Source organism: Flavobacteriales bacterium (assembly GCA_020635855.1).
Lineage (GTDB): Bacteria > Bacteroidota > Bacteroidia > JACJYZ01 > JACJYZ01 > JACJYZ01.
On the sequence record JACJYZ010000002.1, the window covers coordinates 1,773,318 to 1,799,448 of the forward strand.

Here is a 26,131-nt window from a genome sequence, read left to right on the forward strand (position 1 = left end):
ATGGCAAAAAACCTCAAGCTCATAACCGGGGTCGTACTTTTGCTTTTGGCAGGAATCTCTTTTCCCAATCACTTGCGGGCTCAGGAATCCAATGCCGAACGCATGCACCGGCTCATGTCCGAAAGGTTGCTCGGACAATACTTCAGCAAAGACGACACCGATTTTCAGGCCACGGTGGCACCCGAAAAATGGAACAACGAATCGGCGGTAATCCTTTCTCAGGCGATTTACAAATTCTACAACATCAAGGATGTGGAATCCGGTATGCGGCGCAGGATCCTTTTGCTCGACAAACCCGCCGTGGAAACATTCTCGGAATTCTACTTCGACCCCATGCAAGTGGTTGGTATCCGCATCATCAAGAAAAATGGCGAAACCCTGGAACCCGAACTGAGCAAGGCGGTTGATGTGAATACCGGCATCCCCAATTTCTTTACCACCGGCAAAACCATCACCTATAAAAAGCTGGCCATCCCTGGCATGGAAACCGGAGACATCATCGACTATTTTGAGAGCGAAGAAGAAACAGTTGAACACAATGAAATCAACTACCTGGAAGCCTACTCCTACTCCCCGGTCATCACCACCCTGGCCACATCTTACCCCATCATCAAGCAAAAAATCATATTTGCCCTCGGTGCACATGTATATATGAACTTCAACAGTTATAAGGGCGCACCCAAGCTAAAGGAAGTAAGTCAGGAAATGAGAACCAACCTGGGTTTTTCCTCCTCCGAGCGGGTGTATATGCTGAAAGACGGCGCCCGGGAGAAATTGAAAGATGAATTCTGGGATTATGACTTCCTTCACGAACCTCATTTCAAGTTTCAGGCATACAGAATCACAGGAGCCGGTGCGATTATGAAAGCACCCTATTATTTCAATGCCACCGGCGCCCCGAAAGAGTTCGTTACCAAGGAAGAAATATGCCGGGTGGAAGACCTGTTATTCAAGGGCTACTCACGTGATCTGAAAGTACCCATCAAACAGACCCGACAATATTTATTTTCGAAGTATGGCACCCGGGGTGGCACATATGAGTATCTCAATGCTTCGTACTACTATCTCCGCTTTCAGTTCATGGCCGCCCATTTCAAATCCAGGTATGGAGACATGGCTTTTGATGAGGTGGACAACCTTGTGTATGCCAAAGACACACGAATTGCAGACGCCATCCTGAAGATCATGAAGAGCAAGCACACCCAACTTGAATTGGTTGTGGCACTGCCCCGGAATCTGGGATCGATCGACAGTGTGTTGCTACGGGATGAATTGAAAGTATTCCTGCGTTACAAAGGGAATCAATTCATTTATCCTTTCAGCAACCTCAGCGATTTTGCGCATACCGATCCTTCGGTTGAAGGTGCCGACGCATATGTTTTGGAGTACACCAAACGTCACTTCGTTTTCAAGGAAAAGATCCGGATCCCTTTCACGGATGTTCGTGACAACTATCTCAATACATATGTGGAGATCGAACCATCGGGCGACCTGACATCGGCAAAAGTTTCCAGGATAACAGAGGTAGCCGGAAACCTGAAAGACAAAAGCTCGCTGCTGCCGCTTTACAACCATGAGTACCTAAAGGAGGATTTTGACAAGTTCCTGCCATCCGTATACAGGTCTGGCCTCAATCATATGCTTTCGGCTGAGGAAGAAGACAAACACACCGAAATTCTGAAAGAGCGTCAGCGCGTGAAAATGGAAGAAGTGAAGAAAGAACTTGAAAAAGATTTCGGTGACGTCGCATCGGTCGATACCCTGCAAATATATCAGGATGGTCGCTGGGATGCGAACACGAAACTGAAATACGAGGAGGTATTCACCCTCAACAACCTGATCAACCGGGCCGGGCGGAATTACGTGATGGATATAGGTAAGATGATCGGCGGTCAGCTTGAATTGAATGACCAGGACATGGATCGCAAATCCGACATCCACATGAACAGTGCGCGATCATATCAAAATACCATCCGCCTGAAAATACCCGAAGGATACACAGCTGAAGGACTCGACAACCTCAAATACAACGTTGATAATGAAGCCGGCGCTTTCATCGCAGATGCGCAGATGGAAGGCGACACCCTGGTTGTCACCACCGACAAACAGTACAAGAAGGCCGATGTGCCTGTAGAACAGTGGGACCTCATGAAGGCGTTCCTGGAGGCAGCCTACGAATTCACCCAGAAGAAGATCATCCTAAGAAAGAACGATGCCTGACAACAAAAAAGAGGAACCTTTCGGGCTCCTCTTTTTGTCACTTCAATTTTGCAGAGATCATGCGATATCCGCAGGATCTACCTTGAACACATCTTCCATTTCGGAATTATCGCGGATGTTCACACCCAGGTCCTTGATCAATCCATTGCGGATGTCGTAAACCCAGCCGTGCAATACGGGCTGCTGTTTTTCCCTCCACGCATTCTGGATGATGGAGGTCTTGCTCAGGTCGTATACCTGCTCCATCACATTCAGCTCCACAAAGCGGTTGGCACGATCGCCCTCGTCTTTGATGGCTTCCAACTCGTGTTTGTGCAAACGGTAGACATCTTTGATGTGCCGGATCCAGTTGTCGATCAAACCGAACTGGCGGTTCTGCATCGCGGCCAATACACCGCCACATCCGTAGTGACCGCATACAATCACGTGCTGCACCCCGAGTACATTCACCGCATAGTCAAGCACGCTCAACATGCTCATATCGGTATGAATAACCATGTTAGCGATGTTGCGGTGCACGAATACCTCGCCGGGCATGGTACCTGTGATTTCATTGGCCGGCACGCGGCTGTCGGCGCAACCGATCCATAAGAGCGGCGGTTTTTGTCCTTCCGCCAGGCGTGTGAAAAAATGTTCGTCTTCCTTGAGTTTCTCCGCAACCCAGTTGCGGTTGTTCTCGATCAGTTGTTTATATAGTTTGTCCATAAAGCTTACTTTTTACTATGGTGAATGATTTCTTTGATGTTTTGCCATCGGGAATGTTCACCAGGCTCAACTTGATGTTCTTTTCCGATGCAAGATTGCGGAAATTGTGGATGACTTCCAAGGCGTCATGATCAATTTCCCTGGAACGCGAGCCGTCCAGCACCACCTGACTGTTCTCCGGCAGCTGTTCCAATGTCAGTTGCAGACTGGCTTTGTTGAGAAAAGACACGTGCTCGCTGAGACGGATGGTGATCTGGCGCCCGTTGATCTCACAATGCTCGTCATCATAGTGATAAGGCGACTGGTAATTGGCTCTGAGGATGTAAAACACACCAATGGCCATCCCCACCAGAATCCCGATCAGCAGATCGGTGAACAGGATCGACACGACCGTGGCCAGAAAGGGAATGAACTGTTGCCGCCCCATGCTGTACTGACCTTTATACAACGACGGCTTGGTGAGTTTGTATCCAACGAATACCAGAATTGCTGCCAGTGAAGCCAGCGGAATCAGGTTCATCACAGATGGAAATACCACCACCGCCACCAGCAACAAAATACCGTGGAAAATTGCCGACATCTTGGATTTGGCCCCGGCTCCCACATTGGCAGAACTTCTGACAATAACAGCCGTTATAGGCAAGCCGCCCAGCAAGCCGCTCACCATGTTCCCCACTCCCTGCGCTTTCAATTCAGCATTTTGAGGGGTTCGCCTTCCGGCCGGATCCAGCTTATCGACAGCTTCAATACTCAGGAGGGTCTCCAGGCTGGCAACAATGGTAAGAGTAACCGCTGTCAGGTAAACCTGAGGATTGGTTAATATATCCCAATCGGGCCATACAAGGGCGGAAGACGCAGACGACATTCCTGAAAACACAGGAATGCTAACCAGGTGTTCGGTTCCTATGGCAAGCGCGGGAAACATCTGGCCAAAAAACTGATTCAGCAGAATTCCAACCACCACGGCCAGTACGCCACCGGGGATCATTTTCAAGGTCCGGTTAGATCGGATCGCCGGTGTTTCCCATAAAATCACCAGCAACAAAGACACAGCTCCCACGAGGAAACTACCCGGATGAAAATGGTCAAGTGCCACGGCCAGGAATGAAAACGTATTGCTTCCATCCGACTGGAAAAACTCCATCTCACCGAATGCATCCGTATCAAATCCGACCAGGTGCGGCACCTGTTTCAGGATCAGGATAAGGCCGATGGCAGCCAGCATGCCCTTGATCACCGATGACGGGAAGAACATACCCACGATACCGGCCTTCAGGAAACCCAGAATCAACTGCATGGCCCCCGCAAGCACCACCGCTGCAAGGAAAGCTTCATATCCACCGAGGTTTTCGATGGCAGTTAATACAATCACAACCAATCCGGCCGCAGGGCCACTTACACTCAGACTCGACTTGCTGAGCATACCAACGACGATACCGCCGACGATTCCCGATATTAACCCGGAAAACAAAGGCGCCCCCGATGCAAGTGCAATACCCAGGCATAAGGGCAAGGCAACAAGGAACACCACAATGCTGGCAGGAAAATCCTGCCGGAATGTTTTTTGAAACATGATAGAAGATATTAGATGATAGACTTCAGAACTCAGCTGTCAAACCAAGGACTCGAGACTTGAGACTTGAAACTTGAGACTAAAACTCAGGCGATCTCGGGCGGAGGAACCTGGATGGTCAGGATGGGTTTGCGTAAATTATCTTCACGCGGAAGTTCGATGCGGTTCTCGAAGGAACGTAGGATGAAGAATGAATATACATTCAGGTCATGCTCATCCTTTTCATTCTTTTCCTTGCCATCTTTTTCCTGCTTTTCCTGGTTATCAGGCGTACCCTCTTCCGCAGGATCCCCCAAAGGGTTTGAAGAAGTATCACCTTCATCCGAAGCAGAGCCGGCCAAACAGGTGATCAGGTCCTGTGAAAGGGCCTTGGAAGACTGCTGCCATGCCCATACGGTTTGCTGCACCATGGAGAACAGGAGCACCATGGCAAACATCCGGATGTATGTGGCAATCTTCGATTTCATGCTGCAAAGATAACAAGCATTGTACTAATATGGTTCACCTTTCGTTTCATCCGAGAGCAAAAAACGCATCCATTACCTGCTCACCGCGTCCGGACTTCCATTGAAAATCAGTACGTTTTTCCCGAAGCCCACAAATAAATTTCCCTTCAATTTATGTAAAACATGAATTCCAACACCCTTAAAAAAGTGAGGCAAATCATACTGATGATGATGATGGTCATGTTTACGGGACACCAAACAAAGGCACAGGATTCCACGAAGTTTTTCCTGGGCAACTATGTATTTCCGAACACCTGCAACATGCTATATAAGAACAAGGGTGGTGTATCGGTTGATCAGGAATCCTTCATCCGCAACCAGGAATTCGAAAAGAAATCATTAAGCGGTGGCATCATGGCGGAATATCATTTGAACCAGCGCCTGGCATTGAGGCTCGGCCTGGGTTTCAGAAGTACGGGATACCGCATAAGACCCCTGATATATATCAACACCGACACCATCACCGGACTCAAAGACACCATTAAAACCGGCGAGAAGCATACATTTTACTACGCAGAGATACCGTTGGATTTTGTGGTACGATTCGGCAAACACTGGTACGCGGCTGCGGGTGTAACAGGACTTTACAACTTTTGTCATTACAAATATTACTACAACAAAAGGTTTGATAACGGGATTCCGGAGTTAGAGACCAGGAAGAAGAATGTTGCAGCGCAAGTGGCTATCGGCTACCGGATGGCATACAAAGACCGCATCATGATTGACATTCAACCCGGCGCACAATGCATGATACGATCCTTATATGTCAATGATCCGATGAACCGCCGCATGGTGGTGGCCGGCCTGACAATCGGTTTGATGGTGCCTCAGAAGAAACACAAAAGATGGAAAGAACCTGTTGAACAAGTCATCATTGAAAAGCAGCTATGATCCGACGTTTACATTCAACCAACAAACACCATACGCCATGTTCAACAAACAAGCAATCCTGCTGCCGCTCCTGTTCATCGCAACGCTGAACACCCACGCACAATCCCTCCCACCCGTCCGATTGGGGGTGTACGCCTATCCCAATGTTTGTATGCTTAAGTATACATTTCCGGAGGATGCGACAGACGATTTCATCGACCAACAAAAAACCATTGAGTCTCCCAAGTTCTCTTATTCAGCAGGCATCTCGGTGGAAGTCCCTCTCAGTGATTCATGGACACTTCGCCCCGGCCTCGGTTACAGGAACACAGGGATGCGATTCCGTTACCCGGTCTATGTGGCGGGTTACGACATTGTCAGTTACACCCGCACCGACAACTACCACGACCTTGAATTGCCGGTCAGTATGGTTTTCAAAATTGGAGACCGTTGGTTTGCCACTGGTGGCTGCAGTGGTTTGCTTCATGTCGGTTCCTCTACACGCACTGTCATGCAAAACAAAAATGGGGACCCCGTTGATTTGCCGCAGGAAACCTCCTACGAAAAATACCGGGCACTGAATGTAACCGTGCTGTCAGGATTCGGCTATCAACTGGTCCAACATGAAGCATTCAATCTGTATGCCCAACCCACTGCTCAGTATGCCTTGTTGGGACACTGGATGGACATGGATGTTGAACGCAGGGCCTTTACAGCCGGATTAACAGTGGGTGTACAGTTCGGTGGGCCGGGGAATTGATACGCCCCACCCTGCCGCCGTCTTCACAATGAGGGAAGTGCCGGGATTAAGCAAATACGGCCGGTGTCGGAATTTATTCGTATCTTCATTTTATCTAAAACTAGTCCTCTCTGTAGGAAGTACATCTTCTCGGCCCAAAAGGCGCTTTCCGGTCAAAGCCAAATCCGGCTCGGTATTTAGCCATTAGTTTTAGGAGTTTCACTCATCGGGGTTATTCAAAAAATGACCCCGATAGCAGACGGTTGTGCAAAGCTTTGCTTGATGCCATTCGTCAGCCAAATACATTGCACGCATGAATTACATTTCGCAAAAGTTCTCCCAAACAGAAAATGTTGAATTTTTCCGTGTACTCCGAACACGGGTCGGCAGCTACTTCCACACAAAGAACCGGTCCAAATACGGCAACTGGAGTATGCGGATGAAAACGGTTATGATGTTTACGTTATACCTCACCCCGTATGTATTCATCCTGTCCGGAAACATCACGCAGCCGGTGATGTTTGTAGCCCTCTGGGTAACCATGGGATTGGGGAAGGCCGGAATCGGGCTAAGCATCATGCATGATGCCAATCACGGAGCATATTCTTCCAGAAAAAGAATCAACAAGTTTCTCGGGTATTCCATGAACCTGATTGGCGCCAACGCGGAGATATGGAAACTCCAGCACAACATACTGCATCATACCTATACCAATATACACGGCGCGGATGATGACATACACACCCCAAAAATACTGCGTTTCTCCCCTTACGACAAGCGGTATTGGATTCACAGGTACCAATTTCTCTATGTATGGTTTTTCTATGGTATCTCCACCTTGTCATGGATGACGTCGAAAGAATTCTTTCAGGCATTCAGGTATAAGAAAATGGGACTTGTCAAGGGGAAGCACAAGTTTCGAAACCTGCTGACCCAACTGGCACTTTGGAAAGTGTTTTACTTCACCTACATGCTGGTATTACCTATCATGTTTGTTCCGGTTCCTGCATGGTTGATTTTGATATCCTTCCTTGCCATGCATTTCACCACCGGCATCATCCTGAGCCTGATTTTTCAGACAGCCCATGTCATGCCCGAATGTAAATTCCCAACGCCCAACAACAAAGGAATCATTGAAAACAGCTGGGCCATACATGAAATGATGACAACCAGCAATTACGCTCCCTCAAGCAGGGTTTTCTCCTGGCTGATCGGTGGACTGAACTACCAGGTGGAACATCATCTGTTTCCGACGATCTGCCACGTGCATTACCGGAAAATATCCAAAATCGTGTCGGATACCGCCAAAGAGTTCAACGTGCCTTATCATAGCCAAAAAACTTTTGCATTGGCCATCTGGAACCATATCCAAATGCTGCACAAGCTGGGTAGATGGGAACCGACGGTCACTCAAGGTTGATAAGAGCAAGAGCATATGGCCGGCACGTACTCGCTGTATGCTGTTGCTGTATGCTGTTGCTGTATGCCGTTGCTGTATGCTGTATGCTGTTAATGATTGGCTGCGCCGGACCTTCGGTGGTTCCAAAAGAATCCCGGCGGGATTCAACGTTTATAGAAAACATAAACATGGAAAATGCTGCGACCCCAACGGGGTCGTACGTCATCATACCCATGCAATCGTCTATAAACCTTCAATGCCTCCGGCATTGGGTTCCCGCCACGGATAAAACGATCGCAGCATACATCCGTAACGGATCATACCTGTAACCCCGAAAAAAGGTAATTGATGTTGAGCGACTCCCTAACAATCCCCGTGTTTGTGCTCGCTGTATGCTGTATGCTCTTGCTGTATGCTGCCAATGATTGGCTGCGCCGGGCCTTCGGTGGTTCAAGTTCCAAACCAGATCATGGGCATGCTCGTTCCTCGCATGCATTTCACAAGGCGCTTACAAAAAGAAAAGCTCGCTTTTCAAACGTATTTTAATCCGTCAGACCTTTGATCAATGCATAAAGCATTTTCGACATTTCCTCTAATACGGAATAGTATCGTGCGTATGAAGATTCCGGTAGCAGCTTGCGATCTTTCAGGTAATCCATGACCGCCGCACACTCAAATACCGACCCTCTGGCAATTACGTAAAAGTTACGACGATCAGGTCTGGTAAACCGACCCGAACCTTCCGCAATATTCAACATGATACTAAATGACGCCCTCCTTAGCTGATCCTGGGTAGGTTTGTCAAGCAAAGAAGTTTCTATAAAATCCGAAACAGAATGATTGAAATCCTTTGCTTTGACATATACCCCCAGTTTTTCAAAATCAAACATAGGAGTGTGAGTTACAGTGTGAGACTCGAGAAACAAAACAGCTTTACGTGCGAGCAGCTCGCTCTCGCTCACCACTCACACTCCAAACTGTTTTGTGACCCCGGAAGGACTCGAACCTTCGACCCGCTGATTAAGAGTCAGCTGCTCTACCAACTGAGCTACGGAGTCGGATAAGTGGCGGCAAAGATAACAAAAGGCCTGTAATTACAATGCCTTTCCGAAGCGCATTTTTTCTTTGTAACCCATCCGCATATCCTTCCGTAAACCGCACCCCGTAACCCAATCAACACACACATATCATGAAAAGAGCCTCTTTGCTACTTCTGGGCGGACTTGTATTCGCCGGCCTGACATTCACTGCATCCTGCAAAAAAGAAGATGATGACGATGATGATGGCGGTGGAGGAGGTGGCACCACAACCGTGGTATTGCTGACCCAGGACAGTGCCTCAGACGGCACCAACATTTCCATTGCCAAATACACCTACAACACATCCGATCAACCGGTCAAAATCGCCAATTACTACAATGGAAGCAGTACACCTGGCGATTGGGACACGCTTCTTTATGCTTCCGGAAAGTTGTCCAAGCTGCAAAGGTATAACAGCGGCTCCTCCACCCCGGAACAGGTGCAAACCTATTTTTACTCCGGCAGCGTACTTGATTCGATAACAGAAACCGGAACCAACGACAGCGGTGCCTATGCACTCTCACACATTTACACCTACGCCTCAGGCACACTAACCAGGTATCACAAGGTTTTCCGTTCCGGTAAGAATGACGCACCGAATGAACCTGCCGACTTCAGTTCCATTGTCTTCACCAACGGCAACATTGATTCCCTGATGCTGGCAGATGCACAAAGCAACAGCTACGGAATGGTGAAGGCAGACTACGACCTGACCGCCGAAAGGCCTTTTAAAAGCTGGACCAATGACCCCGAGGAAATCCTGGACATGTTTTGCACCAACAACGAAACCAAAATATATCTGTCCGCATCACCCACCACACCCTTTTTCACCGTCTCCTATACGTATGATAACGGCCGCGTGGCTACCGAGACTGAGGTGGAAAGCACCAATACCTATATACATCATTATACGTGGACCGAATTCACCAAGTGATCCGGTCTTAACCAATCCGAAAAAGTCCCCCTGCTTGCCGCAGGGGGATTTTTTTTGCCCACTCCCCTTCCATTACCTCTTTATTTGCAGGGATTGTACCACATTTCAAACATTCGCTGTACCTTTGCAGTCCTAAATAAACTACGTTATGATCCAGGTCGACAACGTTTCCCTTCAATATGGTAAACGGGTACTCTTTGATGAAGTGAACCTCAAATTCACCCCCGGCAATTGCTACGGAGTCATCGGAGCCAACGGAGCAGGTAAATCCACATTCCTCAAAATACTCTCCGGTGAGATCGAACCCAATTCGGGCCACGTACACATCGAACCCGGAAAACGTATGGCCGTGCTGAAACAGGACCACTTCGCGTTTGATGACAACACCGTCCTGGATACCGTCATGATGGGCCACTCAGTGCTCTGGAAGATCAAGGAAGAAAAAGACGCCATCTACGCCAAACCGGATTTTTCCGAAGAAGACGGCATGCGTACCTCCGAGCTGGAAGCACAATTCGCTGAGATGGGCGGATGGAATGCCGAAGCCGACGCCGCAGAACTGTTGAGCGGACTGGGAATCCCCGAATCCAACCACCACCTGCTGATGCGCGACCTTCCGGGTAGCCTGAAAGTAAGGGTGCTGCTTGCACAGGCGCTGTACGGCAACCCCGACATCCTCATCCTCGATGAGCCCACCAACGACCTGGATGTGAAAACCATCACCTGGCTGGAAGACTTCCTCATGGATTTCCCCAACATCGTGATCGTGGTTTCGCACGACCGCCACTTCCTGGACACCGTTTGTACACATACCGCCGATATCGATTTCGGTAAAATCACCATCTATACAGGTAACTACTCGTTCTGGTACGAGTCCAGCCAACTCGCCCTGAGACAACGCCAGGCTGCCAATAAAAAAGCCGAAGACCGCAAAAAGGAACTGGAAGAATTTGTGGCCCGCTTCAGCGCCAATGCTTCCAAATCACGCCAGGCCACCAGCAGGAAGAAACTGCTCGACAAGATCAACCTCGACGAAATCAAACCTTCTTCCAGGAAATATCCCGGCATCATCTTCCAACAGGAACGCGAGGCCGGTAACGAGATCCTTTCCGTAGAAGGCCTGGGTAAATCCCTTGAAAAAAACCTGCTGTTCTCAGATATCCACTTCACCGTTAACAAGGGCGACAAGATCGCTGTGATCAGTCAGAACGGTCTTGCCGTCAGTTCCTTCTTTCGCATCCTGGCAGGTGAACTGCAAGCGGATGCCGGTGGCTTCAAGTTCGGACAAACCATCACCTGGGCTTACCTGCCGAATGAGAACGACCAGTATTTCAAGTCCAACGATAACCTGATCGACTGGCTTCGGGAATTCGCCCCCGGAAAAGACGATGTATACCTGCGTGGTTTCCTCGGCAAAATGCTGTTCAGCGGCGAAGAAAGCCTGAAGAAATCCAACGTGCTGTCGGGCGGCGAGAAAGTCCGCTGCATGATCGCCCGCATGATGCAGTTCCAGGCCAACCTGCTCATCCTCGACGAACCCACCAACCACCTCGACCTGGAATCGATCACCGCCTTCAACAACGCGTTGATCTCATTCCCGGGCACCGTCCTGTTCACTTCACATGACCATACCTTCACCCAAACCGTGGCCAACCGCATCATCGAACTTACCCCCAACGGTTGCATCGATAAAGTGATGAGCTACGATGAATACCTCGAAAACGAAAGGGTGACCGAACAGCGCGAGAAGCTGGTGGCGGGGTAGAGAGTCTCAAGTTAGGAGCTTCAAGTCTCAAGTTGTCTGCAGCTGGCGCGGATTTGTAATCCGTGCCTTATTCAACCTAAAATGCAAAGTTGTTTGCTGCGTTAGGCGAAGGTTGCACCTTCGTCTGAATATCCCGTAGCATTTGCTACCTATGCCGATACTCGGCCATCACATGTTTGTCAGGTATTCAGGCACGGATTACAAATCCGCCAGCAATAGTGTTATTTTGAAGAAGATGGCCGATCGCCTGTTCCAACTCCTGTCGGGCTATCCGTTACAAGCCCTGCCTACCCTCAAATGACTGAATGGGGCTTTCCACTGCTATCCCGTCTATTTTGTAAATGCCCGGTCGCTGTCGCGTAAGAGGGCTGCGCCGTCAATGCGCTACGCTGTAAATTGCTCCCGATGGTCGCGTCATTGGGGTCCGAGCGACTATTCCTGATTCCTAACTACCAATCCCCAACCAACCGAGCGCCCCCCTGACGCCTTGGACCAACTTGAAACTCACGACTTGAAACTTGAGACTTTGGTGGCGTACCTACGGCACGCATTCACGCATCGTTGAACTGCATGCGACCAATGTGTTGCTCCTACGGAGCAGGTTGCCTCAATCCCGAACAACCAACAGCCAACAACTTAAATCTTCCTCATCCGCATGCTCTGCGGTGTCACTTCCAGGTACTCGTCGTCTTTGATATACTCCATGTACTCTTCCAGTGAAAAGCGGATGGGCGGGGCGATCTTCACACCTTCATCCGAGCCGGATGCGCGCATGTTGGTGAGTTTCTTACCCTTGATCACATTCACGTCGAGGTCGTTGTTGCGGGTGTGTTCGCCGATCACCTGGCCTTTGTACACCTGGTCGCCGGGTTCAATGAAAAACCTGCCACGATCCTGAAGACGGTCGATGGCATACGCCAGGGCTTGTCCGGTTTCCATGCTCACCAGCGATCCTTTGGCTTCCACGGTGATGTCGCCCTTGATGGGCTCGTATGATTTGAAGCGATGCGTCATTACGGCTTCACCGCCGGTGGCGGTCAGCATCAGGTTGCGAAGTCCGATCAGTCCACGTGCCGGAATTTCAAACTCCAGGTGCTGAAGATCGCCTTTGGGTTCCATGATCTTCATTTCACCCTTGCGTTGTGTTACCAGTTCAATGGCTTTACCTGCCACATCTTCCGGCACATCGATCACCAGTGTTTCCACGGGCTCACATTTCTTGCCTTCGATCTCTTTCAGGATCACTTTGGGTTTGCCCACCTGCAGTTCATATCCTTCACGGCGCATGGTTTCAATGAGGATGGAGAGGTGAAGGATACCACGTCCGAACACCATGAACTTATCTTCCGAGTCGGTCTCCTGTACCTTGAGGGCAAGGTTCTTTTCCGTTTCCTTCATCAGGCGTTCACGCAGGTGACGTGAGGTCACGAATTTTCCTTCCTTACCGAAGAAAGGGGATGTATTGATGGTGAACAGCATGCTCATGGTGGGTTCATCCACCGCAATGCGGGGAAGTGCTTCCGGCAGTTCAACAGCCGCTATGGTGTCACCTATTTCAAAATCATCAAAACCGGAAATCGCACAGATATCACCGCATACCACTTTCTCCGCAGGCACCCTTCCCAGACCGTCGAACAGTTCCAGCTCTTTGATCCGCACCTTTCGCTTGACATCTCCCTTTTCGATGATCATGTAGTCCTTCCGCACCTCCAGGGCACCGCGGTACACGCGACCGATGGCGATGCGGCCTTTGAATGACGAGTAGTCCAGGGATGTGATCTGCATCTGTGCGGCTCCCTCCACCACCGGAGGTGCCGGGATTTCGCTCAGGATGGCATCCAGCAGTGGGAAAATATTCTCTGTTTTGTGCTTGTAGTCGTCGCTCATCCATCCGAATTTGGAGGATCCGAAGATGGTCTTGAAGTTCAGCTGATCTTCTGTGGCACCCAGTGAGAACATCAGGTCAAATACTTTCTCCTGGGTTTCTTCGGGGGTACAGTTTTCCTTGTCGACCTTGTTCACCACCACGATGGGTTTCAACTTCAACTCGATCGCCTTGCCCAACACAAAACGTGTCTGCGGCATGGGGCCTTCGAATGCATCCACCAGCAACAGCACGCCATCGGCCATTTTCAATACACGCTCCACTTCTCCTCCGAAGTCGGCGTGACCGGGGGTGTCGATAAGGTTGATTTTCACGTCGCGGTACATGACCGATACGTTTTTGGAAAGAATGGTGATACCTCGCTCCCGTTCCAGGTCGTTGTTATCAAGAATCAGTTCTCCGTCGTCTTTGCGCTTGTCCTTCAGCGTCTGGCATGCCTCGATGATGCGATCTACCAGGGTGGTTTTACCGTGGTCGACGTGGGCGATGATCGCTACGTTGCGTATGTTTTGCATCCTGATCCTTTCTAAACCCGCTTCCAACGGGATTGATAAACATGAAACCTTTACCGGATAACCGGCTCTCGGCTACCTCCTCAAAATCGCGTGCAAAGGTAGGGAAAGTACGCGCAAGTTGTATGCTGTCATCGCTTTTTTGTGACCCCGGACATCCACAGGAAACAAAAAGGTCCGCTCCGGTATCGTCGGAACGGACCTCATGGGTACTTTTACCGGGCTTCCTTACGCCTGGGCCGGAGCCATCATGGGCGTATGAAAGAACTGCTCCCGGGCGATTTTGCCATCTTTCACCTGGTAAACACAAACCTCATTCATGTTGCTGCGGGGTGCACCTTTATAAGTCACATCCAGCTTCATGGTCACCGCAAAATAATCGTCGGCCACCAGCGGATCAGACACTTCCATGCCATGAATTTCTTGCACCATTTCGGCAAACTGCTGGTTCTTGGCGATGATTGCCTCGATGCCACGGGATTCCTTCACAGGCGCACCCTCGGGTTCGATGCTGATAATGTCTTTGCTGTACAGCTCTTTTATGGCTGATTCGAATTGACCCTGGCGGCAAAGCTCCACCAGTCTTTTGGCTACTTGTTCTGTTGTCATGTGGTTATGTTTTGAATTTGATGATAAACACAAGAGGGACGCCCGCACCGTGTGAATGCTGCACGACACCTCCTGTTCCGGTCCCGATCCCGGGACGGAATTTTGTACGGAAAGTTAAGTACAACTCCTTTCCGGTTCAAGAGATAAATAAGCGCAACCCGATTTGTTAACGATCCGGAAACATGCATACGGCGATTTTAAATGACCGTAGACAGAAAATGGAAGTAATTGTTGAACCACATGGACATGCAGGCCACAATAGAAAAATCACATAGTATAAGTGCACTATGTGCCTATGCGGTTCAAACACTTTTACCTTTCAGTTCTTCTGACACACCAACCGGCGGTATGTCCGGCTTGTCCCAATACAACTAATTCCATCTACCAAATACAGATTTCAAATCCTTTCATACATTTGAACGGTTTGTAGTTGAAACCCATAGCTAATCTGTCCGCCACCATCTAAAGACCAAGGACTAAAGACTTACGACTAAAGACTCCCATGGAACATCCCTTCATCACCTACACCCGCGACACGTATTCGCCGGAAGAAATGATCGAACGTTCGGCCTCCTTTTATGAATGGATGGATACCCGCAGATCGGTCCGCCATTTTTCTGATCGGGAAGTGCCGAGGGAGGTGATGGAAAACATCATCAAAACCGCATCCACTGCCCCATCCGGTGCACATAAACAACCCTGGACGTTCTGCCTGATCGGCGATCCCGCCATCAAGAAAGCCATTCGCGAAGCAGCCGAAAAGGAAGAATATGAAAGCTATAACGGCCGAATGACCGAAGAATGGCTGCAGGACCTGGCGCCCCTGCAAACCGACTGGCACAAGGAGTTCCTAGAGGTGGCCCCGTGGATCGTGGTGCTGTTCAAAAGGGTGTATGAAAATGTGGATGGCAAAAAGAAAAACAACTATTATGTGAGCGAGTCGGTCGGACTGGCAGCCGGATTTTTCCTGGCAGCCGTGCACAACGCTGGGCTGGTTTCCCTTACCCACACCCCCAGCCCGATGAACTTCCTCGCCAAAATCCTGAACCGCCCCGACAATGAACGCCCCTTCCTGTTGCTTCCCGTGGGTTACCCGGCCGACGATGTACAAGTACCCGACCTGGTGCGTAAGCCGCTGTCGGAAGTGATGGAAACATATTTATAGTCGTAAGTCTTTAGTCCTTAGTCGCAAGTCGAGTTCACAACGAAAAACGAAGACGAACACCCGTTCATGAAACCCAACGTATCCAACTTTCTTAAAACCCTCGGCCCCGGCCTTATCTTCGCATCCACCGCCATCGGTGTTTCCCACCTGGTACAATCCACCCGGGCTGGCGCCAACTATGGATACGGCTTGCTCTGGGCCGTATGCCTGGCCAACCTGTGCAAATACCCGTTTTTCGAATTCGGATCACGCTATGCCAACGCCACCGGCAAGAGCCTGATCGATGGCTACAAGCGATTGCACACCGGCATGCTTTGGCTGTACTTCCTCATCACACTTGGTTCCATGTTCTTCGTGAGTGCCGCAGTGGGTGCTGTTACCGCCGGTTTTCTCGACAACCTGTTCGGGGTAAGCCAGATGATCAGCAACGGCACCATGATCACCACCATCGTGCTGTTCGCCAGCTGCATCGGCATCCTGCTGATCGGGAAGTTCAATGCGCTTGACGGACTCATGAAAGTCATCGGTGTGGTGATGCTGTTGTCTACCCTCGGCGCATTTTTCCTGTCGCTGCACAAAGGTCCGGCCGCAGAACTTTCCTGGTTTCTCCCCCCTTCCGAATGGCAGGGCACCGACATTGCATTCATCATTGCCCTGATGGGTTGGATGCCCACCGCCGTGGACATGTCTACCTGGAACAGCCTGTGGACCATCGAACGCATCCGCGAAACAGGGTACAAACCGAAATTGAAGGAAACCCTGCTCGACTTTAACCTGGGATACATCGTCACCTCCCTGCTGGCCATCTGCTTTGTAACACTCGGCGCCTACATGATCTTCGGCTCAGGCAAGGTGATGCCCGAAAGCAGCGGCGCATTCGCCAACGCCGTGGTAACCCTTTATACACAAACCATGGGCAACTGGACGTATGTCATCATTGCCGCATCTGCATTCTCAATTATGTTCGGAACTTCCATCGCCGTGTTCGACGGATATGCAAGGTCCATCGAACGTACCACCGAACTGCTGTTTCTGTCGGGCGACAAAGCCAACGACAGCAACCTGCACAAAAAGTTCTACAGCGGCAGCCTGCTGGTGGTGGGATTGGGATCGCTCCTCATCATCGTACTGTTCGGAAAATCCATGAAACAGTTGGTGGATTTCGCCACAACCATGTCGTTCCTGATCGCACCTGTGATCGCCATTGCCAACCACATCCTGGTAACCAAAAAGTACATTTCGGAAGAAGCGGTCCCACCCTTATGGTTGCGCACCCTCAGCTGGCTGGGGATTCTGTTCCTGCTGGCGTTCTCGGTGTATTTTTTGGTGAATAGAGGGGGATCGTGAGGAAGTAAAGGGGTAAGGAGGTAAGGAGGTAAGGAAGTAAGGAAGTAAGGAGGTAAGGAGGTAAGGAGGTAAGGAGGTACCAGCCAGGAAGTAAAAGGGCACATCCTCAAAAAAACATTACACCCTTCTCACGCAACCGAAGGGAACCATTTACAGCGAAGCGTATTTACGGCGAAGCCCACTTACAGCGCAGCGTAATTACCACGCATCCCATCAACCTTTCGCTTCATTCAAAAAATCATCGAACGGCTTCAACGCTTTGTACACCTTTCCGCAATGCTGTAAAAAATCAGCGGACGTCACCTGCTTATCTGCGCAATCATGAACAGCAAGAAAGCTCTTGTGCCGGAGCCATTCGATCTGGGGGTGGCCGGCGTCATACCCTTTCGGCGTGGTTTTCAGTTTTTCGCCCTGTACCTCACGGAAGTATTCGCGGAACGACTTCGATCCGATCAGCTTCTGAAATCCGGCAGCGTTGTAGTCGATCTCCTGGCGGATGGCCTTTAACCATGGACCCTCCGGAAGGTATGCACCTCCGGCCAGGATGGTAGCGCCCGGTTCGATATGAAGGTAGTACCCGGCTCTGGTATGAATTTCTGAACGACTTTCGGCCGACGTGATATGCGCTCCCAGGTGTGCTTTATAAGGGGATTTGTCTTTTGAGAATCGCACATCCCTGTAAATCCTGAACACACAATCTTTGGCTTGGTGATGCGCAATCGCCGGATCGAATTTCGCGATCAAGCGGATCAGGTCATCCACAAACGCGGTGAACTCCACGCGGGCATCTTCATAGCGCTGCTTGTTTTCCAGGAACCATTCTTTGTTGTTGTTTGCCTTGAGGTCTTTCAGAAAGCGAAGGGTGGAAGTGGAAATAGCTGACATGTTGTATGTGGATTAATGAGGGCGGTGAATGTGAATGATGAGGAGCCAAAGTTAGTCGCCCGTCCCGGCATCCGCAAACCGATGATGCATCCATCGCCGCGATAACCATTTTCTTTATCTTCACATCAACACAACACACGTGAACCCGAAACAGATCCTTACACAGTATTGGGGTTATTCATCCTTCCGCCCCTTGCAGGAAGAGATCATTCAATCTGTTCTTGACGGAAAAGACACGCTGGCGTTGCTGCCTACAGGTGGCGGCAAATCGATCTGCTACCAGGTTCCCGCCCTCACCCTGCCGGGTATATGCATCGTAATCTCTCCACTGATCGCACTGATGAAAGACCAAACCGAAGCGCTGGTCAAAAAAGGCATTTCGGCCAAAGCATTGGTTGCTGGCATGGGACACCGGGAAGTGGATACGATTCTGGACAACTGTATATATGGTAAGATCAAACTGCTTTATCTGTCACCCGAACGATTGCTTTCACCCCTTGTTCAGGCACGGCTGGCAAAAATGAAGGTGAACCTGCTGGCGGTGGATGAAGCACATTGCGTTTCTCAATGGGGGCACGACTTCAGGCCGGCATACCTGCAGATTGCATCCATCCGGAAGTTCTGGCCGAAAACACCTTTGCTGGCATTAACCGCCACCGCTACCGAAGAGGTGGCTGCCGACGTTACGAAGCAATTACTCATGCATGATACCCGTGTATTGCGTAAAAGCTTCGCCCGTCCCAACCTTTCGTACCAGGTAAAAAACACGGAAGACAAAGAAGGTTACCTGTTGCAATGGATCCGGAAAAACAAAGGCAGCGGCATCGTGTATGTGCGCACACGCAAACACACGCGCGACATTGCATCGTTGCTGGCCAGGGCGGGCATCAAAGCTTCCTTTTACCATGCCGGTTTGCCTGGTGAAGAACGACAGATGAGACAGGAGCAATGGATGGCAGGTCGGATCCAGGTCATGGTGTGCACAAATGCATTCGGCATGGGTATCGACAAACCCGATGTGCGCTTTGTGGTTCATATGGATATGCCTGACCAGGTCGAGAGTTACATGCAGGAGGCAGGTCGCGCCGGCAGGGATGAAAAACCTGCGGTTGCGATGCTGCTGCATAACCGCGCCGACCACATTGAGCTGCTGGAACGCATCAATGCCAGTCACCCGCCTTTTGAAGACATCCGTGCGGTATACCAGGCACTCGGCAACTTTTTTCAATTACCCGTGGGAAGCGGTGAAGACACTTCGCATGATTTTGACATCGGTCTTTTCTGTGAACGCTTTCAATACAAACCGGCACATGTATTCCATTGCCTCCGTGTCCTTGAAAGAGCCGGCTATGTCATGTTGCGGGAAGACATGTTCCAACCGTCGCGTCTGCAGTTCCTGTTGAGCCGGCAAGAACTTTACGGTTACCAGGTATCCCATCAATCCATGGATGCTTTCATCAAATTGGTTTTGCGCTCGTACCCCGGCTTGTTCGATGACCTGGTGCCGGTACGGGAAGAAGACCTGGCCAGACGCTCACACCTCGCTCCACAGCAAGTGAGAGATGCACTGACCAGGATGCACAAGGAAGAGGTGGTAGACTATCAACCCCGGAAAGAAATACCGCAGGTATATTTTCCGAAAGAGAGGCTACACGAAAAAAACTTGCACATCCCCCCTGAATTTCTGAAAAACAGAAAAGAACTGGCCATGCGTCGGGCCGAGTCGATGATCTATTATGTGACCTCCGTCACCCGATGCCGCAGCATCATGCTTCAGGCATACTTCGGTGAAAAGGATGCAAAACGGTGCGGAGTTTGCGATGTTTGCATCGACCGGAATCCACTTCAACTAAACGACATTGAATTCGAACAGGTATCGGGTCAGCTTAAGACCTTATTAAAGGAAAAGAACATGTCACTGTCGGATGTGATCCAACACATCGAAGGCTCCAATCAAGACAGGGTCATCAAGGTGATCCAATGGTTGATGGACCATGGAAAGATCAAACACACACGTGAAAATCTGTTGTCGTGGATATCCTGAAACTCCCCCCCTCCTATTATCGCCAGACCGATGTGGTGGCACTGGCGGAAGACCTGCTGGGAAAATTTCTGGTGACGAACATCAACGGTACGCGAACATCCGGCATCATCACCGAAACGGAAGCATACGCCGGCGTGAACGACAGGGCCAGTCATGCATACGGCAACAGGCGCACCGCGAGAACCGAAACGATGTACCAAAACGGCGGACTTGCATACGTTTACCTCTGCTACGGTTTGCATCACCTGTTCAATGTGGTTACCAATGTAAAGGATGTTCCGCATGCGATCCTGGTACGCGCCGTTCAACCTTCGGAAGGAATCGACCTCATGCTTGAACGAAGAAAACTCACAACGGAAGGACCCCGGTTATCCGGTGGACCCGCTACCCTTTCACAGGCATTGGGTATCACCGTGAAACACAACAAGACATCCCTGAACGGGCATGTGATATGGTTGGAAGACCGGGGCATCCGACCCTCAAAAGATCAGATCACTGTTGGCCCCAGGGTTGGGGTCGACTATGCCGGTGAAGACGCAAAATTGCCTTACCGTTTCCGCCTTTCATTATAAGATGTATTTTTACCGGCATCCGGCTGCATTGCCGTCAAAAGTCCGAACCATGAAACAATTCTCCTTGTATGCACTTCTGATTGTACCGGTGTTGTTCGCACCGGCATGCGGAGGAAAAAAAGCACAAACCGAACCGGATGCTCCTCCAAAAAAAACCGCACCCGTGGCGGTGTCAGCCAACAAAAAAGGTGATACCATTACGGCAGACGGAACGATCCGAGACATGAACGGCAAGCTGGACGGCTGCAGCTTCCTGATTGAGCTGACAGACAGCACCCGGCTGGAACCCCTCAACCTGAAGGAAGACATGCGGGTGGAAGGATTGAAGGTGAGGGTCAGCTACGAAGTGAACAAAAGTGCCATGAGCATTTGCATGGCCGGAACCATTGTGAACATTCTTTCCATTGAAAAGCGATAAACCACTCCGGATCGTGTTCATGGGTACGCCGCAGTTTGCGGTGGCTTCGCTGGATGCCCTCCGGAAAAGCGAACACCAGATTGTGGGTGTGGTTACCGCAGAAGACAAACCGGCCGGTCGTGGCCAAACGCTGCACATGTCGGACGTGAAAAAGTATGCACTCGAACACGACCTGCCGCTGCTTCAACCCGACAGGCTCAGGGATGAGGGCTTCATCAACCGCCTGCAACGCCTGCATGCCGACCTGTTCGTGGTGGTTGCTTTCCGCATGCTACCCAAAGTGGTGTGGTCGCTGCCCACACATGGCACCATCAACCTGCATGCCTCCCTCCTTCCGGATTATCGCGGTGCGGCGCCAATCAACCATGCCATTATAAATGGTGAACCCAAAACCGGTGTCACCACATTTTTCATCAACGATGTGATTGACACCGGCGACCTGTTGTTCCGGGAAGAAGTTGTGATTGATGGAAATGAAACGGCAGGAAGTCTTCACGACAAGCTGATGAAAACCGGTGCGGATCTCCTGGTGAAAACGGTGAATGCGATTGCCGAAGGAAACTACCAGCAGGTTCAGCAGTCTCCTCCCCGTCCGGGTAAAGAGGCTCCGAAAATTTATCCCGAAAGCTGTGTGATCGATTGGAACAAAAGTGCAGTTGAGGCAGACCGGTTGATTCGTGGCATGAGCCCGTACCCGGGCGCCCGTACCTACATAGAAACCGACAACGGGAAACGTCTGCTCTTAAAAATTTATGCTGCGGAAGTGCGGCTGCAACCCCACGCAACATTACCCGGAGAAGTATACATGGCAGACAACCACGTTTCCTTTTCCATTGCATGCAGTGACGGGTGGATCTTGCCAACCGAGGTTCAGTTGGAAGGAAAAAAAAGAATGCCCGTTGCCGACTTGCTGCGCGGCATGAGCACATCGTTCCGCATCGCATCCCCAAAAGAAAACGCTTCATGAAAATCCGCTTCCTGATTTCCACCATGGTGTGCACCCTTGTATGCACAACAGACGCCGCACTTGCCCAGGTGCAGGTCAACAACCTGCCTGAACCTTCTCCCTGCGAAAAAAGCTGCATCGAAAAACTGCATTCCGACTCAACCGTGTCGGTATTTGTGGCCTGGGTAGAAAAGGAAATTCCGCTGCACTATCATGCCAGTCACACCGAAACCGTATATGTGTTGGAAGGAGAAGGCACCATGGAGTTGGGCGATTCTACCTTTGCGATACATCCCGGGCAGGTGCTGGTGATGATTCCCGGCACACACCATGCGGTAAAAAAAACAGGGGACACCCCTTTGAAGGCAATTTCCGTTTTTTCTCCAGGATTAATCACCCCTGATCGAATCCTGGTGGAACCGAAAAAGTGAAGTACCAAATCGCTTACACGGCAAGGGATTCAGCCGGGATTATCAACAAAACCCCTGATTTATCAACAAAAATCGCGATTTAATACTGTAAAACTTGACAGCTACATTGCGATATCTATATTTGCATGCAAATGGTATTAAGAATATCCGCGTTCGTCACAGCATATCTTCGATTAATCTAAATCCATTGTTTAACTTAATGAATCCTAACCATGAACAAAGCAGAACTCGTTGAAGCAATCGCAAAAGATGCGAAAATCTCTAAAGCTGATGCCAAGAAAGCATTGGAAGCTTTCATCACCAACACCGCAAAGGTGCTGAAGAAAGGTGATCGTCTTTCTCTCGTTGGCTTCGGTTCTTTCTCAGTTTCCAAAAGAGCTGCCCGCAAAGGCCGCAACCCGCAAACTGGCAAAGAGATCAAGATTGCTGCAAAGAAAGTAGTTCGTTTCAAAGCAGGTGCTGACCTCGCTTCCAAAGTGAAGTAAGTAAACGAAACAAAATCGCATCAGGGCCCTTCACCGACGGTGGGGGGCTTTTTTGTTGGGAAGGGATGAATGGTAGTCGCGAGTTTCAAGTCGCGAGTCGTGAGTTGGCTGCCAACGATAAGGCTTGACCTGTTCCGCGGGAGTAGCACATGGATGGAATACATTCAACGATACGCGATTGCGTGCTACAATGAATGAGGAATTAGGGATGGGGCCATCATTGGAATGTAGCTGTGTTGCACGAGAGGCTAATAGTCAACGGAAATTATTGACGAGACTGGAGGAAGTTGTTTACAGCACTGCATATTTACGCAACAACAAACGGGCGATCAGCCATCTTCTTTAGCATCATATCTAGAAAATAAAATGTACGGACATGAATATCCATGCATATCGTTTAAACTTGAGACTCGCCACCCGTAACTTGAGACTTACCAAAAAAACACGCCGTCCTGCCCGATCCTGAAAAAAAAGAATTTACTTCGCGACCTGAGCTATTTCATTCACATCAAATCAAACCCCAAACAGACATGGCGCATACAGACTTTGATCCGGATAAATGGGCAGAAGAAAATGGAAATATTTTCGGGCTTCCCTATTCCACATCCGACGCTTCCATGGTGGTGATTCCTGCACCGTGGGACGTGACCGTTTCTTACCGCGACGGAACCATTCACGGGCCTGAGGCGATCCTACAGGCTTCTTACCAGGTAGACCTCCTCGATCCGGTTTGCGGCATGGCATGGAAAAAAGGATTGGCGTTGGATGAAATTCCTGAGGATTGGAAATCAAAAGCAATCTCGCTTCGCAAACAGGCTGTCGCCTATTTGCATGATCTCACTTCCGGCAAAGAACTCCACCCTGAAACCATTCAGAAGAAGGAACCGGTGAACGCAGGATGCGAAGCATTCCACACCTATATATATGAACGCGCAAAACATTGGCTGCAACAAGGAAAGAAAGTGGCCATGATCGGCGGCGACCACAGCACGCCGTTCGGACTGATGCGCGCACTCGCGGAAAAACACCCGGGCATGGGTATTCTGCAAATAGATGCGCATGCGGATCTTCGTCATGCATTCGAAGGATTCACCTGGTCACATGCAAGCATCATGCACAACGCCATCACGCGTATTCCGGAAATAGGAAAACTGGTGCAGGTCGGAATTCGGGATTACTGCAAAGAAGAAACGGACATGATCGCCGCCATGCCCGATCGCATCAAAACCTATTTTGACCTTGACCTCAAACAAGCGGAGTATACAGGGAAAAGCAAAAAGGAAATTTTCACACCCATCGTGGAAGCATTGCCCCAGGAAGTGTATATCAGTTTCGACATAGACGGACTGGATCCGAAACTCTGCCAGCATACCGGCACACCGGTACCGGGAGGATTTGAATTTGAAGAAGCACTGTTCCTGATTCAAATGGTTTTTGAATCAGGAAGAAAAGTAATCGGTTTCGACATCAACGAAACATCCGATCCGCATTTCGGAAAAGAAGACGGCGACCGGTTCGATGCGATCGTGGGTGCAAGGTTGCTATTCCGAATGGCGAACATGATGTTGCATTTCTAGTTATTGGTTGTCAGTTATTGGTTATTAGCTTTTGCATCCATCGTTTACGTATAGACACATTTAGGTGCATGAAAGCAAGCCACTGACAAATGATTCTTGGGTTGGCGGCGGCGCGAATACGTTGCGCTGTAAATACCCCCGGACCGTATCAATGACATCCGGCCACCGTTGACCCACCTCCACTGCGTTACGGACTGGCATACCAACAACCAATAACCAACAACCAACAACCAACAACCAATAACCAATAACCAATAACCAACAACCAATAACCAACAACCAACAACCAATAACCAATAACCAATAACCTTGCATCTACAACAACTCCGAAACGAAGTCAACGAACTTTCTTCATGCATCACGGAAGAACGCAACCGTCGTTTTGATGATGTGTTGCAGCAACGAACAAGGTATGTGACCATCGCACTCGAAGACATCTTTCAGCCGCAAAATGCAAGTGCGGTTCTGCGCACGTGCGATTGCTTCGGCATCATGGATGTACACATCATCGAGAACAGAAACACGTATCGCATCAACCCTGATGTGGCGCTGGGTTCGTATCAATGGGTAGACATGCATCGATACAACTCGGAAGAAAACAACACGCGTGCTTGCATCGAACATTTGAAGAAGAACAACTATCGCATTATCGCCACCACACCACACGCAAAAGAAAATTCATTGGTGGATTTTGATGTGAATGCAGGTCCTTTTGCACTCTTTTTCGGAACAGAAAAAAGAGGCCTGAGCGAAGAGGTTTTGTCGCATGCGGATGACATGATCCGCATTCCGATGTATGGGTTCACCGAAAGTTTCAATATCTCTGTATCCGCAGCCCTGTGCATGTTTCAGGTTACACAACGTTTGAGATTATCAAATTCGAGGTGGCAACTTTCCGAAAAAGAACGTCTTGAAATCAAGTTGGAATGGCTCAAAAACCACCTGCATTATTAACAATTGGTTTTTGATAAACTGTCAACCTTCTTGATTTTTTTTCGTACTAATTCGCACTACCTTTACGTCAAACCAAAACTTTTTATCATGGGAAAAGGTGATAAACGTACCAAGAAAGGCAAGAGAGCTGCCGGGTCAACTGGAGTAACCAGGCCCCGGAAGAAGAAAGCCACTACCGTAGCCGCTGCTAAAAAAACGGCTACAGCAGCAAAGAAAAAACCTGCTGCTAAAAAACCGGCTGCCAAAAAACCGGCCGCCAAAAAACCAGCAGCAAAGAAACCAGCTGCTAAAAAACCAGCTGCAAAGAAACCAGCTGCTAAAAAACCGGCCGCCAAGAAACCAGCAGCAAAGAAGCCCGCTGCTAAGAAACCGGCTGCCAAAAAACCTGCTGCTAAGAAGCCCGCTGCTAAGAAACCAGCAGCAAAGAAACCCGCAGCAAAGAAAGCTCCTGCTAAGAAGAAGTAAGCAAGAGCAAATTGTATTTAAAAGCCCTGCGGTCCCGTGGGGCTT

General features: G+C 49.8%; 24 protein-coding genes and 1 tRNA gene. 17 read left to right on the top strand and 8 right to left on the bottom strand.

Annotated elements, in window-relative coordinates; all coding sequences use genetic code 11:
- The gene (locus tag H6585_07270) at nucleotides 1-2,220 is read left to right on the top strand and encodes a hypothetical protein (protein MCB9448126.1); all 2,220 of its coding nucleotides are present in this window, start codon (nucleotides 1-3) and stop codon (nucleotides 2,218-2,220) included.
- Nucleotides 2,221-2,277: 57 nt separating this feature from the next.
- Here H6585_07270 and can read toward each other — a convergent pair whose 3' ends face one another.
- The 3 genes from can to H6585_07285 all read right to left on the bottom strand — a co-directional run bounded on the left by can (nucleotide 2,278) and on the right by H6585_07285 (nucleotide 4,965).
- A complete protein-coding gene (gene can, locus H6585_07275) occupies nucleotides 2,278-2,925 on the bottom strand; it encodes a carbonate dehydratase (protein MCB9448127.1) in 648 nt (215 codons plus the stop codon).
- Entirely contained in the window at nucleotides 2,909-4,498 is a 1,590-nt protein-coding gene (locus tag H6585_07280; protein ID MCB9448128.1) for a SulP family inorganic anion transporter, read from the bottom strand. Before H6585_07280 ends, can begins: the two co-directional genes overlap by 17 nt.
- Nucleotides 4,499-4,584: 86 nt before the next feature.
- Nucleotides 4,585-4,965, bottom strand: a complete 381-nt coding sequence (locus tag H6585_07285) for a hypothetical protein (protein MCB9448129.1) — start codon at nucleotides 4,963-4,965, stop codon at nucleotides 4,585-4,587.
- Between the two features lie 162 nt (nucleotides 4,966-5,127).
- On the opposite strand from H6585_07285, the gene H6585_07290 reads away from it, so the two are divergent.
- The 3 genes from H6585_07290 (at nucleotide 5,128) to H6585_07300 (ending at nucleotide 8,033) form a co-directional block, all read left to right on the top strand.
- A complete protein-coding gene (locus H6585_07290; GenBank protein MCB9448130.1) occupies nucleotides 5,128-5,895 on the top strand; it encodes an outer membrane beta-barrel protein in 768 nt (255 codons plus the stop codon).
- Nucleotides 5,896-5,932: 37 nt separating this feature from the next.
- The gene (locus H6585_07295; GenBank protein ID MCB9448131.1) at nucleotides 5,933-6,634 is read left to right on the top strand and encodes a PorT family protein; all 702 of its coding nucleotides are present in this window, start codon (nucleotides 5,933-5,935) and stop codon (nucleotides 6,632-6,634) included.
- A 292-nt stretch (nucleotides 6,635-6,926) separates the two neighbouring features.
- Nucleotides 6,927-8,033 carry an acyl-CoA desaturase gene (locus H6585_07300; protein MCB9448132.1) on the top strand — a complete coding sequence of 369 codons (1,107 nt, stop codon included), beginning with the start codon at nucleotides 6,927-6,929 and terminating at the stop codon, nucleotides 8,031-8,033.
- A 521-nt stretch (nucleotides 8,034-8,554) separates the two neighbouring features.
- Here H6585_07300 and H6585_07305 read toward each other — a convergent pair.
- Together H6585_07305 and H6585_07310 are read right to left on the bottom strand one after the other, a co-directional pair.
- Complete coding sequence (locus H6585_07305; protein ID MCB9448133.1) at nucleotides 8,555-8,902, bottom strand: four helix bundle protein; 348 nt, start codon at nucleotides 8,900-8,902, stop codon at nucleotides 8,555-8,557.
- A 95-nt stretch (nucleotides 8,903-8,997) separates the two neighbouring features.
- A tRNA-Lys gene (locus tag H6585_07310) sits at nucleotides 8,998-9,070 on the bottom strand.
- 131 nt (nucleotides 9,071-9,201) lie between these two features.
- On the opposite strand from H6585_07310, the gene H6585_07315 reads away from it, so the two are divergent.
- Together H6585_07315 and H6585_07320 are read left to right on the top strand one after the other, a co-directional pair.
- Nucleotides 9,202-10,026 (top strand): hypothetical protein, encoded by an 825-nt coding sequence (locus H6585_07315; GenBank protein MCB9448134.1) that lies wholly within the window; start codon nucleotides 9,202-9,204, stop codon nucleotides 10,024-10,026.
- A 148-nt stretch (nucleotides 10,027-10,174) separates the two neighbouring features.
- Nucleotides 10,175-11,791: an ATP-binding cassette domain-containing protein gene (locus H6585_07320; GenBank protein MCB9448135.1), complete on the top strand. Its 1,617-nt coding sequence runs from the start codon at nucleotides 10,175-10,177 to the stop codon at nucleotides 11,789-11,791.
- A gap of 636 nt (nucleotides 11,792-12,427) precedes the next feature.
- Here the strand turns inward: H6585_07320 and typA are convergent.
- Nucleotides 12,428-14,191 (bottom strand): translational GTPase TypA, encoded by a 1,764-nt coding sequence (gene typA, locus H6585_07325; protein ID MCB9448136.1) that lies wholly within the window; start codon nucleotides 14,189-14,191, stop codon nucleotides 12,428-12,430.
- 225 nt (nucleotides 14,192-14,416) lie between these two features.
- Entirely contained in the window at nucleotides 14,417-14,797 is a 381-nt protein-coding gene (locus H6585_07330) for a nuclear transport factor 2 family protein (GenBank protein MCB9448137.1), read from the bottom strand.
- Between the two features lie 502 nt (nucleotides 14,798-15,299).
- On the opposite strand from H6585_07330, the gene H6585_07335 reads away from it, so the two are divergent.
- Together H6585_07335 and H6585_07340 are read left to right on the top strand one after the other, a co-directional pair.
- Nucleotides 15,300-15,962 carry a nitroreductase family protein gene (locus H6585_07335; protein ID MCB9448138.1) on the top strand — a complete coding sequence of 221 codons (663 nt, stop codon included), beginning with the start codon at nucleotides 15,300-15,302 and terminating at the stop codon, nucleotides 15,960-15,962.
- A 66-nt stretch (nucleotides 15,963-16,028) separates the two neighbouring features.
- A complete protein-coding gene (locus tag H6585_07340) occupies nucleotides 16,029-17,309 on the top strand; it encodes a divalent metal cation transporter (protein ID MCB9448139.1) in 1,281 nt (426 codons plus the stop codon).
- A 213-nt stretch (nucleotides 17,310-17,522) separates the two neighbouring features.
- Here H6585_07340 and H6585_07345 read toward each other — a convergent pair whose 3' ends face one another.
- On the bottom strand, nucleotides 17,523-18,194 hold the full coding sequence (locus H6585_07345; protein ID MCB9448140.1) for a DUF2461 domain-containing protein: 672 nt from the start codon (nucleotides 18,192-18,194) through the stop codon (nucleotides 17,523-17,525).
- A 139-nt stretch (nucleotides 18,195-18,333) separates the two neighbouring features.
- Here H6585_07345 and H6585_07350 point away from each other — a divergent pair, with 139 nt between their 5' ends.
- The 9 genes from H6585_07350 to H6585_07390 all read left to right on the top strand — a co-directional run bounded on the left by H6585_07350 (nucleotide 18,334) and on the right by H6585_07390 (nucleotide 26,086).
- Nucleotides 18,334-20,238 carry a RecQ family ATP-dependent DNA helicase gene (locus H6585_07350; GenBank protein MCB9448141.1) on the top strand — a complete coding sequence of 635 codons (1,905 nt, stop codon included), beginning with the start codon at nucleotides 18,334-18,336 and terminating at the stop codon, nucleotides 20,236-20,238.
- Complete coding sequence (locus H6585_07355; GenBank protein MCB9448142.1) at nucleotides 20,235-20,810, top strand: DNA-3-methyladenine glycosylase; 576 nt, start codon at nucleotides 20,235-20,237, stop codon at nucleotides 20,808-20,810. The genes H6585_07350 and H6585_07355 overlap by 4 nt, the downstream gene beginning before the upstream one ends.
- Before the next feature lie 49 nt (nucleotides 20,811-20,859).
- Nucleotides 20,860-21,228: a hypothetical protein gene (locus H6585_07360; GenBank protein ID MCB9448143.1), complete on the top strand. Its 369-nt coding sequence runs from the start codon at nucleotides 20,860-20,862 to the stop codon at nucleotides 21,226-21,228.
- Nucleotides 21,215-22,195 (top strand): methionyl-tRNA formyltransferase, encoded by a 981-nt coding sequence (locus H6585_07365; protein ID MCB9448144.1) that lies wholly within the window; start codon nucleotides 21,215-21,217, stop codon nucleotides 22,193-22,195. Before H6585_07360 ends, H6585_07365 begins: the two co-directional genes overlap by 14 nt.
- Nucleotides 22,192-22,605, top strand: coding sequence for a cupin domain-containing protein (locus H6585_07370; GenBank protein ID MCB9448145.1), 414 nt, complete (start codon nucleotides 22,192-22,194; stop codon nucleotides 22,603-22,605). The genes H6585_07365 and H6585_07370 overlap by 4 nt, the downstream gene beginning before the upstream one ends.
- A 212-nt stretch (nucleotides 22,606-22,817) precedes the next feature.
- A complete protein-coding gene (locus tag H6585_07375) occupies nucleotides 22,818-23,090 on the top strand; it encodes an HU family DNA-binding protein (GenBank protein MCB9448146.1) in 273 nt (90 codons plus the stop codon).
- Between the two features lie 530 nt (nucleotides 23,091-23,620).
- Nucleotides 23,621-24,667, top strand: a complete 1,047-nt coding sequence (locus H6585_07380) for an agmatinase family protein (protein ID MCB9448147.1) — start codon at nucleotides 23,621-23,623, stop codon at nucleotides 24,665-24,667.
- A 309-nt stretch (nucleotides 24,668-24,976) separates the two neighbouring features.
- Nucleotides 24,977-25,621, top strand: coding sequence for an RNA methyltransferase (locus H6585_07385; GenBank protein ID MCB9448148.1), 645 nt, complete (start codon nucleotides 24,977-24,979; stop codon nucleotides 25,619-25,621).
- An 87-nt stretch (nucleotides 25,622-25,708) separates the two neighbouring features.
- A complete protein-coding gene (locus H6585_07390; GenBank protein ID MCB9448149.1) occupies nucleotides 25,709-26,086 on the top strand; it encodes a 30S ribosomal protein THX in 378 nt (125 codons plus the stop codon).
- Nucleotides 26,087-26,131 lie beyond the last annotated feature (45 nt).